Source organism: Pseudomonas idahonensis, from assembly GCF_037903935.1.
Lineage (GTDB): Bacteria > Pseudomonadota > Gammaproteobacteria > Pseudomonadales > Pseudomonadaceae > Aquipseudomonas > Aquipseudomonas danubii.
Map to the genome: position 1 here is coordinate 6157017 of NZ_CP149586.1, position 10600 is coordinate 6167616.

The following is a 10600-nucleotide window of genomic DNA, read 5'->3' on the forward strand; positions in this document are numbered from 1 at the left end:
TTCGATTCTCTCCTTAGCTCAGGCGCAGGCGACTGGCGCCCACCAGCCAGCTGTAAATCAGATAGAGCACGATGGTCGCCAGCAACAACAGGCCGCCCAGGGCCGTAGCCATGCCCCAGTTGATACTGGTGTTGGTGTAGAAGGCGACGAAGTAGCTGACCATCTGGTCGTTCGGGCTGCCCAGCAGCGCCGGAGTGATGTAGTAGCCGATGGCCAGGATGAACACCAGCAGACAGCCGGCGCCGACCCCGGCATAGGTCTGCGGCAAATACACCCGCCAGAAGCTGGCGAATGGATGGCAGCCCAGGGAAATCGCTGCACGCATGTAAGTGGGCGAGATGCCCTTCATCACGCTGTAGATCGGCAGGATCATGAACGGCAGCAGGATATGCACCATGGAGATGTAGACCCCCGTGCGGTTGAACACCAACTCCAGCGGCTTATCGATCACCCCCATGGCCAGCAGCGCACTGTTGATCAAGCCGCCGGACTGCAGCAGCACGATCCACGCCGCTACCCGCACCAGGATCGACGTCCAGAACGGCAGCAGCACCAGGATCATCAGCAGATTACTTTTGCGCGCCGGCAGGTTGGCCAGCAGGTAAGCCAGGGGATAGGCCAGCGCCAGGCAGATCGCGGTGATCACCAGGCCCATCCAGAAGGTCCGGGCAAAGATGTCCAGGTAGATGGACTGATCCGGGGTGGCCGGGGCCAGTTCTCCCAGGTCATCGATGCGATGGTCCACCGCCGCCAGCAGATAATAGGGCGTCAGGCTGCTGGTGTTGCGCCGGATCGCCTGCCAGTAGGCCGGGTCACCCCAGCGCTCGTCCAGACTCTCCATGGCTTCTTTATAGGATTCGGGCTCGGCCTTGAACGGCAAGGCACGGGCGGTCTTGGTCAACAGGCTGCGATAGCCGGCCAACTCCATGTTCAGGCGCTTGGACAGATCGCCCAAGGTTTGATTCTTGCGGGCTTCGAACAGGTCTTCGCTCAAGGCCTTGTAGGCCGCTTCGGCGGGCAGGCCACGACCATCCCAGGCACTCACGGCCGCGACAGTGCGCGGCATGCCCCCGACCACTTCCGGGTTGCCGACGCTCTTGTACAGCAGCGCCACAATCGGTACCAGGAACACCAGCAGCAGAAACAGCACCAGAGGCGCGATCAAGGCCTGTGCCTTCCAGCGGTTGACCCGCTCGGCACGGGCCAGCCGCTGCTTCAAGGTCGGGCCGGTGACCGCGTTCAAGGGAACGGTGATGGTCATGACAAACTCCGCGAATCGAACTTTCGAATACAAACCACCGGGGTAGGAGCGGGCTTGCCCGCGAACAAGGCGCATCAGGCGACACCGGTGGTGGTGCCGATCACGCCTTCGCGAGCAAGCTCGCTCCTACAACAGCGGGGTGGTTACTTGGCTGCCCAGGCGTTGAAGCGCTGCTCCAGTTGCTCACCGTTGTCAGCCCAGAAGCTGACGTCGATCTGCACCTGATTGGCGATGTTCTCCGGGGTAGTGGGCATGTCCTTGAGAATGTCCTTGGCCAGCAGCGGCACGGCCTGGATGTTGGCTGGGCCGTAAGCAATGTTTTCCGAATAGGTTTTCTGCTGCTGCGGCTGTACCGAGTAGGCGATGAACTTCTTCGCGGCTTCAGCGCGATCCTTGTCCAGGCCTTTGGGAATGGCCCAGGCATCGAAGTCGTAGATGCCGCCGTTCCACACCACTTTCAGGTTGCTTTCCTTCTGCACCGCGGCGATCCGGCCGTTGTAGGCCGAGCTCATGACCACGTCGCCGGAAGCCAGGTACTGCGGCGGCTGGGCGCCGGCTTCCCACCACTGAATGTAGGGCTTGAGCTCATCGAGTTTCTTGAAGGCGCGATCCTGGCCGTCCTTGCCAGCCAGGACTTTATAGACATCCTTGGGCGCGACGCCGTCGGCCATCAGGGCGAACTCCAGGGTGTACTTGGCGCCCTTGCGCAGACCGCGCTTGCCCGGGAACTGCTTGGTGTCCCAGAAATCGGCCCAGCTGCCTGGTGGTGCTTTGAGTTTGTCGGCGTTGTAGGCCAGCACCGTGGACCAGACGAAGAAGCCCACGCCGCAAGGCTGGATGGCACCCTTGACGTAGTCTTCGCTCTTGCCGAACAGGGCCGGGTCCAGTTGCTCGAACATATCCTCGTCGCAACCGCGGGACAATTCAGGGGACTCGACCTCTACCAGGTCCCAGGACACGCTCTTGGTGTCGACCATGGCCTTGATCTTGGCCATCTCGCCGTTGTACTCGCCAGCGACGATCTTGCCATGGCCTGCGGCTTCCCAAGGCGCGTAGAAGGCTTTGACCTGAGCCGCCTTGTTCGCCCCACCAAAGGACACCACGGTCAGGTCGGGACCCGCCGCCATGGCGTGTGCCGCACCCAGCATGCCCAGTGCCACAGCGATAGCGCTGAGGGGGGCGGTGAATTTCAGGGATCTCAACATTTATTGTGTTCTCCACGTGCAGGTTGGTGTTGCAGGGGGGCGATCAATTCGCCTCTAGAAGCGGGTCAAGCGCGCGAACGTGCTCGACTTGCCAGCCAAGCGGCACCACGTCGCCCACCGCCAGCGCAGGATCGAGCTCGGCAATCGGTTGTTTCACGAAGAAGTCGCTCTTGCCGCAGACTTCCAGGCGCACCCGGACGTGGTCGCCCAGATAGATGAATTCCGCCACCCTCCCGGAGAAGCGGTTGACGCAGCGTTCGCTGGAGCCGTTAAGACTCACGCGCTCCGGACGGATGGAAAGGGTCACCGGGCCGCCGACCTGGCCGACGTTCACCGCCAGCGCCTCGACTTTTTCGCCACGCCCCAGCTCCACCACGCAACGCTCGCCGGTATGGCTGTGGAGCCGACCGTTGAGACGGTTGTTCTCGCCAATGAAGTTGGCGACGAAGGTGTTCTTGGGCTCTTCGTAAAGGGTGCGCGGCGGGGCAATCTGCTGGATTTCGCCCTGATGGAACACCGCCACCCGATCGGACATGGTCAGGGCCTCGCCCTGGTCGTGAGTCACGTAGACCACGGTCACACCCAGGCGCTGGTGCAGATGCTTGATTTCCATCTGCATGTGTTCACGCAGTTGCTTGTCCAGAGCACCAAGGGGTTCGTCCATCAGCACCAACTGCGGCTCGAACACCAGGGCACGGGCCAGGGCCACACGCTGCTGCTGGCCACCGGACAATTGCGCCGGATAACGCTGGGCGAAGGCATCGAGCTGAACCATGCTCAGCACCCGTTTGACCCGTTCACTGATGTCGGTCTTGCTGAGGCCGCGCACCGACAGCGGAAAGCCCAGGTTCTCGGCCACGGTCATGTGCGGAAACAAGGCGTAGTTCTGGAACACCATGCCGATGTCGCGCTTGTGCGGCGGTACATTGTTGATGGAGCGCCCGGCCAGCTGGATCTCACCGGCGGTTGGGGTCTCGAAACCGGCCAGCATCATCAGGCTGGTGGTCTTGCCGGACCCGGACGGCCCCAGCAGGGTGAGGAACTCGCCTTTGCGAATATCCAGGTTGAGGTCTTTGACGATCAGGTTTTCACCGTCGTAGCTTTTCTGCACACCACGAAAGCTGACCAGAACATCGTTGGCCCCAGCGCTTGAATCAACCTCGCTCATACCCACACCTTTTGTTTTAGACGGCTGTGGAACAAGCCTAGTGGAGGCCGCAGGCCGCGCAAATCGGGGCGCAGGAGAGATTCGCCTCAGCCGCCTGGAAGGTTGCGTGTAGGGATTGCCCTACAAGGATGGCGGGATTGGATAAGGGCAGAGGCCAGCGGCAAGCTACAAGCAGCAAGAAACGGCAGAAGGCCGAAAGCGGGGATGTCGTAAATGGATAAGTGCCCTCCCCGGGAGGTGGAGAGAGCACTGCAGATGACGTCAGAGCAGCTTGTGCTCCATGGCGTATTTCACCAGTTCCGCCAGGGAGGTGATATTGAGCTTCTGCATCAGCCGCGCCTTGTGGGTGCTGATGGTCTTGCTGCTCAGGGCCAGTTGCTGAGCAATGTCATTGACGTTGGCACCCTGGGCCAGGCGTTCGAAGACCGAGAACTCGCGTTCGGAAAGCAGCGAATGCAAGGGCCGGGCATCGGTCAGGCCGACCTCGAAGACCATACGGTCCGCCAGGTCCGGGTCGATGTAACGCCCACCGGACGCCACCTTGCGGATGGCCGTCAGCAACAGCGACGGATCGCTGTCCTTGGTGGCGTAGCCGGCAGCGCCGATCTTCAGCGCACGCGCCGCCATCTGCGCCTCGTCATGCATCGACAGCACCAGGATCGCCGGGGGATTGTTCAGGGCCCGAATCCGTGGAATGGCTTCCAGGCCGTTTACCCCGGGCATGGAGATATCCAGCAGCACCACTTCACAGGGCACCTGGCGCAGGGTTTCCAACAGCTGTTCACCGTTGCTCGCCTCGCCCACCACCAGCAGGTCCTTGGCCAGGCCGATCAGCTGCTTGATGCCTTCGCGGACAATGGTGTGGTCTTCGGCTACCAGTACACGGATCACGCGCGTCTCCTCGTTATTGTTCTCGGTCCAGGGGCACCCGGACACTCAGGAGGGTGCCCTCTCCCTGTTCACTGTGCAGCGACAAGCTGCCGCCCATGATCAGCACCCGCTCGCGCATGCCCACCAGGCCAAAGGACGTCGGGCGTGCCGAGGCGGTGTCGAAACCAAGGCCGTCATCGCTGATGGTCATGCACAACTCGCCCTCTTCCAGGGTCAGGGTCAGTTCCACAGTATGCGCCTGGGCATGGCGCATGACATTGGTCAGGGCCTCCTGGAGGATACGAAACAGGCCGACGGCCTTGGCGTCACTCAGGCGCGGCAGGTTATCCGGCACTTGAACCAGGCAAGGAATCTGTGTGCGTGCTTCGAACCGCCGGGCCTGCCATTCGATGGCCGACGCGATGCCCGCATCGAGGATCGGCGGCCGCAGGGCCGTGGCCACGTCGCGCACCAGTTGGAACAGTTGGGCAATCAGGCGCTTCATGCTGTTGAGTCGTTCGTGCAGCCCCGGGTCGAGTTGGGCATAGGCCAGTTCGCACATGGAGGTTTCCAGCTTGAGCACGGTGAGCATCTGTCCCAGCTCGTCATGGACTTCCCGGGCAATGCGGGCCTTTTCTTCTTCGCGCACGCTTTCCAGGTGTGCCGACAATTCCCGCAATTGCTCACGGGAGCTGGCCAGCTCCAACTCGATGCGCTTGCTTTCGCTGATGTCCCAGACAATGCCGTCCCAGACAAAAGCGCCGTCATCCAGGCGGCGGGTGATGGCCTTGATCTCGGCCCAGCGCTGCTGGCCCTGGCGGGTCAGGATGCGACCTTGCCAGGACCAGTCGCTATCGGTGTCCAGGGCCTGATCCTGGGTCTGGTGATAACTGGCCTTGTCGTCCGGGTGCACCAGGCTGCGCAGGCCGGTGTCCCGGTGGGCCAGCGTCGCCGGCGAGTAGCCCACCAGGGTTTCGCTGCCTTCACTGATATAGGCGAAATCGATCTGCCCGGTGACCGGCGCTCGCTCCAGGCGGAACACCAGGCCCGGGACGTTGGCGGCGATCCCCTGTAGGCGCGCCTCGCTTTCCCGCAGCGCCGCCAGCGCACGACGGCGCTCGGTGACGTCATTGAGGTAGACCACCAGGTATTCGCTGTCGCGAAAACGCAGGAAGCTCAAGGACACGTCCGCCGGCAAGATACTGCCGTCAGCACGCACGCACTGGGTCTCGAAACTCTGCGCGCCCTCCTCACTGGCCCGGGCACGCTTCCACAGGTTGAGCCAGCGATCCATGTGCAGGTCGGGTTCGAAATCGATCAGCGGGCGGTCGATCACTCCGCCCGCCGGATAACCGAGCATCTCTTCAGCGGCCCGATTGGCATAACGCACATGACTGTCCCAGTTGACCCAGAGAATGCCCACAGTGCTTTGATCAATGGAGAACTGGGTCAGGCGCAGGGCTTCTTCGCTGGCGGCGCGCAGGGCGATATCCTCACGTGCCGCCAGCAACCTCTGCTCCAGACTGCGTTGCTGACGACGCTGCCAGAAGACAGTCGCCAAGCTGGCCAGCAACAGGATCATCAACAGTAGGCTGAGGTTCTGCCAGACGCCGGGGGATTCTCCCAGGCGCGGGTACTTGGGCTGCAGCCAACGACTGTGCAATTGCTCCAGCTCCTTGGCCGGGATCGCGTGCAAGCCGGCCTCTACGATACTGGCCAACTCCGGCCAGTCGCGACGGGTCGCTACCCGTAACAGCTGCGGCAGGCCGATATCCCCCACCACCGCCAACCCGGAAAACTCTGCCTCCGCTGACAGGCGACTGAGCTGGGCTTCATCCACAACCGCATAACGGGCTTGCTGGCTCAGCAGCAGTTGCAGGGCCTGGCGCTCCAGAGGAACCCCTTGCAGATTCAGGTTGGGGTAGGTCAGGCGCAGGTAGTCGGCCACCGCGCTGGGCATGCGCACCGCGACTCGGGCCTGGCTGTCGAGCTTCTCCAGTTCCACGGCCCCCGCGCCCTTGCGCTCACCCACCACCAGCTGTGGCACACGCATATAAGGGTCGCTGAACAGCCACAGCCTCAGGCCCGCGGGCGTCTGGGTCAGGCCGGGGGCCATGTCCACTTCGCCGTCGCGCAGGGCTCTTTCCAGCTGTGCCTGATCGGGAAAGTTGCGCCAGCTGAGTTCAATCTTCAGCGCCTGGGCCAAGGTCTGCATCAGTTCGACGTTAGCCCCGGACAGGCGCTGCAGACGCCGGTCGTATTGGGCGAACGGTGCCTGCAGTACCAGCCCCACCCGCAACTCCGGGTGTTGTTCAAGCCATTGACGCTGCTCGTGGCTCAAGGGTGCTGTGGGCACATGGGGCGTCGGTGCCGCCCCGCCTATCAAGGGAAGGCACAGACAGCCGATAAGCAGAAGGCAGCGAAAACGCATCATCTGAAGTCTCACACCCTGACAAATACTGACCAACCCATTAGGCTGCCGGAATTACTTCTGGCCTGGAATATCCGATGCCCCTTGTCCACCGCTCGGCACTGCCTGCATTGTGCCTGTCGCTGATCCTGCCTTGGACCTTTTCTGTGGAAGCCGCCGAGCCGGCCCCGGAAACCAAGAGCCCCGAGGAACAACCGGCGCAACGCCAAACCCTGCCTGAACGCAGCCAGGAAGAGGCCAGCGCCCTGGAGCGTCAGTTGCCTGCCCAGGAGCAACAGCAGTTGCAAGCCGGTGGCGACACCTTCCTGGCCCTGTGGAAACCGGCCAACACCAGCGAACCCAAGGGCGTGGTGATTATCCTCCCGGGAGCCGGCGAAAGCGCCGACTGGCCCCAAGCCGTGGCCCCACTGCGCAATAAACTGCCGGACACTGACTGGGGCAGCCTGAGCCTGACCCTGCCGGACATGCTCAGCGAAGCGGCACAACCGCGGATCGTCGAGGCCGCGCCGCCGCCAGCGGACACCAGCAACACCGCCAAGGACGCCAGCGCCGAGGCCAAGCCCATCGAACAAGCCGCCGGTGGCGAAGCCGACGTGGCGGACCGCGCCGTCGCAGAAAGCACCGAAGAACAGGTCAAGGCCGATGCCGAGCGCATCTTCACCCGGATCGATGCAGCCCTGGCCTTCGCCGAACAGCAGAATGCCCGCAGCATCGTGCTCCTGGGCCACGGCACTGGCGCCTACTGGGCCGCACGCTACCTGAGCGAAAAACAGCCCTCCCAGGTACAGAAGCTGGTGATGGTAGCTGCCCAGACACCTGCCAATGGCAAGCCACAACTGGCAGAGTTGACACCGACCCTGAAGCTGGCAACCGCAGATTTCTACTATGTCGACAAAAGCGCTGCGCAGAAAGCGGCACTGGAACGACTGCAAGCCAGCAAGCGCCTGAAGCATTCAAACTTCAGCCAGATCGCCCTCAAAGCCCTGCCCGGCAATCATGCCGCCCAGCAAGAGCAGCTGTTCCGCCGGGTACGTGGCTGGTTGAACCCGCAGAACACCGACAGTTGAAGAGCTCGAGCCGCCACTGCCTGACTGGCAATGGCGGCCCGGCCACGCCTCAGCGGAAATCCCGGCGCTCGCGTATCAGGGCATAGGCGCTGTGCAATTCTCGGGTCGTTTCCGTCGCCTCCCGCACCTGGGCTGCACTGGCGCCGCTACCGGCGATCTTGTCCGGGTGATGACGACTAAGTAGGCGGCGGTAGGCGCGCTTGATCTGCGCCGGTTCAGCGGTGGCGGCAACCCCCAACAGGCGCAACGCCTCCTGATAGGTCAGCGCCCCCTCGGCCAACGACCTTCGCGCCGGGCCATACTCCTGCGCCAGCGCCTGGATCTGTTCCGTGGTCCAGCCCAGCCATTTGCCCCAGAGCTGGATCAGTTCACGCTCCGCCGGCCCCACCCGGCCATCGGCCCAAACCATCCGCCAGCAGGCACGCAACACACCCTCCGCGGCATGGGGCTGGGCACTCAGGCGCCGCAAATAACCGCGCAGACGGTCATTGCCCGACTTGCCTCGATTGAAGGCTGCAATGGCACGGCGCTGGGCTGAATCGTTCATGTCCAGCGAGCGCATCTCCTGACGCGCCTGCTGGATATGCCCATCCACCACCCGGCCATCACTTTTCGCCAAGCGCCCCAGCAACACGAACAGCAATTCATCGTTGCGCAACGCTGGGCGACCGCCCAGGCGCTCACGCACATGCGCCCAGCTGTGCAGTTGCAGGCGCCGGTCCAGAGCCTGCCCCAACAACGCACCAAGCATGGCCCCCGGAATGCTGGCAATTGCAAAACCCGCTCCGGCTCCGATCAGAGTCCCTGGCCACCACATATCAGCGCCTCGCTTGCAGCAGGGCTTCGACCTGCGCCAGACGCTCGACCGTTCCCACGTCGATCCATTGCCCCTGCATATGCTCGCCGCTGACCTGTCCCCGGGCCATGGCCTCGCGCAACAGCGGTGCCAGTTTGCAGGGGCCCGGGACACAGTGCTGGAACAAATTGGGATGCAGAACCGAAATCCCACTAAAGGTCAGGGCTGCAGCTCCGGGCCGGGCATCGTGCAACATCCCGTCCTGCAGGCAGAAATCGCCACCACTGGGATGGTGCGCCGGGTTATCCACCATCACCAAGTGAGCCAGTCCAGCCAGGGGCCGACGCAAGGAGGCGAAGTCGTAGTCGGTCCAGATATCGCCATTGACCACCAGAAACGGCTCATCCCCCAACAAGGGCAAGGCTTTGAAAATACCGCCGGCGGTTTCCAGAGGCTCACTTTCCGCCGAGTACTGAATGTTCAGGCCCCAGCGTTGACCGTCGCCAAGGGCTTCCTCAATCTGCTGACCAAGCCAGGCATGGTTGATCACGATGTCGCAAAAGCCCGCCTTGGCCAGCGCCAGCAGGTGGTATTCGATCAGGGGCCTGCCGGCTACAGGCAACAGCGGCTTGGGGGTGGCCAGGGTCAGGGGGCGCATGCGCTCGCCCTTGCCGGCGGCCAGAATCATTGCCTTCATGCATCGGCTCCCGCTGGCTGGCGCAGGCTGAGCAGCAGTTGCGAAAGCTCGGCCAATTCGGGACGACGGGCCAGCACTGCTTCTATATAGGCAAAGAACCGTGGCACGTCGGCCAGGTAACGAGGCTTGCCGTCGCGGTGGCATATCCGCGAGAAGATACCGATCACCTTGAGGTGACGCTGTACGCCCATCAGGTCACTGGCCCGGAGGAACTCCTCGAAGTCTTCCTGGACCGGGATCCCCAGCGCTCGGGCCTGGTGCCAATAGCCCTCCAGCCAGCCACGCACCCGGGGCTGCGGCCAACTGAGGAAGGCATCCTTGAACAGGCAGGTCACGTCGTAGGTCACTGGGCCGTAGACCGCATCCTGAAAGTCCAGCACCCCAGGATTCGGCTCGCTGAGCATCAGGTTGCGTGGCATATAGTCGCGATGCACCAGCACCTTGGGCTGCGCCAGGGCGCTGTCGATCAGCAGGTCACTGACCCGCTGCCACTGTTCGCGCTGCTGCGCGCTGAGCGTGACACCCAGTTCACGTCCGACGTACCACTCAGGAAACAGCTCCAGTTCACGGCGCAGCAGAGCGACATCGTAGCTGGGCAGTGGCGCATCCATCGGTAGCTGTTGAAACGCCAGCAAGGCCTGCAGTGCATCCTCGAAAAGTGCATCGGCATTGCTTTCGTCGATCACGTCGAGGTAGGTCTTGTTGCCCAGGTCGTTGAGCAATAAAAAGCCCCGAACCAAGTCTTGGGCATAAATTTTCGGCACATTGATGCCGGAAGTCGCCAGCAACTGGGCGATATCCACGAAGGGTTTGCAGTTTTCCTGGGGTGGCGGAGCATCCATGACCACAAAGCTGCGGCCTGCACCCTGCCAACGGAAATAACGGCGGAAACTCGCGTCGCTGCTGGCCGCGGTCAATGTCGCCGGGGGTACTTCACCCCAGCCTTGTGCTGCATAAACAATCGCCAACTGCTCATCGAGCCAAACTTTCAGGTGTTGCAAGCGTACATCTTGGTCAGGCATTACAAGGGTCTCCGACGGCGCTAGCCGTCAAGCGGGTCATGCTTTATTATCCAGCATCTTTTTCAGACCATCGAGAGGCGTGC

General features: G+C 62.6%; 9 protein-coding genes. 1 reads left to right on the forward strand and 8 read right to left on the reverse strand.

What is annotated here, in order from left to right; genetic code table 11:
* Window positions 1–13 precede the first annotated feature (13 nt).
* The 5 genes from WIN67_RS27920 to WIN67_RS27940 form a co-directional block, all read right to left on the reverse strand.
* Window positions 14–1261 (reverse strand): ABC transporter permease, encoded by a 1248-nt coding sequence (locus WIN67_RS27920; protein ID WP_102861910.1) that lies wholly within the window; start codon window positions 1259–1261, stop codon window positions 14–16.
* A gap of 143 nt (window positions 1262–1404) precedes the next feature.
* The gene (locus tag WIN67_RS27925; protein ID WP_102881034.1) at window positions 1405–2466 is read right to left on the reverse strand and encodes an ABC transporter substrate-binding protein; all 1062 of its coding nucleotides are present in this window, start codon (window positions 2464–2466) and stop codon (window positions 1405–1407) included.
* Window positions 2467–2509: 43 nt separating this feature from the next.
* Complete coding sequence (locus WIN67_RS27930) at window positions 2510–3634, reverse strand: ABC transporter ATP-binding protein (protein ID WP_102861912.1); 1125 nt, start codon at window positions 3632–3634, stop codon at window positions 2510–2512.
* A 261-nt stretch (window positions 3635–3895) separates the two neighbouring features.
* On the reverse strand, window positions 3896–4525 hold the full coding sequence (locus WIN67_RS27935; RefSeq protein ID WP_102861913.1) for a response regulator: 630 nt from the start codon (window positions 4523–4525) through the stop codon (window positions 3896–3898).
* Window positions 4526–4538: 13 nt separating this feature from the next.
* On the reverse strand, window positions 4539–6938 hold the full coding sequence (locus tag WIN67_RS27940) for a PAS domain-containing sensor histidine kinase (protein WP_339070323.1): 2400 nt from the start codon (window positions 6936–6938) through the stop codon (window positions 4539–4541).
* A gap of 74 nt (window positions 6939–7012) precedes the next feature.
* Here WIN67_RS27940 and WIN67_RS27945 point away from each other — a divergent pair, with 74 nt between their 5' ends.
* Window positions 7013–8002 (forward strand): alpha/beta hydrolase family protein, encoded by a 990-nt coding sequence (locus WIN67_RS27945; protein WP_339070324.1) that lies wholly within the window; start codon window positions 7013–7015, stop codon window positions 8000–8002.
* Between the two features lie 49 nt (window positions 8003–8051).
* Here the strand turns inward: WIN67_RS27945 and WIN67_RS27950 are convergent, their stop codons facing one another.
* The 3 genes from WIN67_RS27950 to WIN67_RS27960 are packed head-to-tail and all read right to left on the reverse strand — an operon-like array spanning window position 8052 to window position 10517.
* Window positions 8052–8819 carry a TerB family tellurite resistance protein gene (locus WIN67_RS27950; protein ID WP_102881037.1) on the reverse strand — a complete coding sequence of 256 codons (768 nt, stop codon included), beginning with the start codon at window positions 8817–8819 and terminating at the stop codon, window positions 8052–8054.
* Between the two features lies 1 nt (window position 8820).
* Window positions 8821–9495, reverse strand: coding sequence for an N-acetylmuramate alpha-1-phosphate uridylyltransferase MurU (gene murU / locus WIN67_RS27955; RefSeq protein ID WP_102881038.1), 675 nt, complete (start codon window positions 9493–9495; stop codon window positions 8821–8823).
* Window positions 9492–10517, reverse strand: coding sequence for an aminoglycoside phosphotransferase family protein (locus tag WIN67_RS27960; protein ID WP_170002859.1), 1026 nt, complete (start codon window positions 10515–10517; stop codon window positions 9492–9494). The genes murU and WIN67_RS27960 overlap by 4 nt, the downstream gene beginning before the upstream one ends.
* Between the last annotated feature and the right edge of the window lie 83 nt (window positions 10518–10600).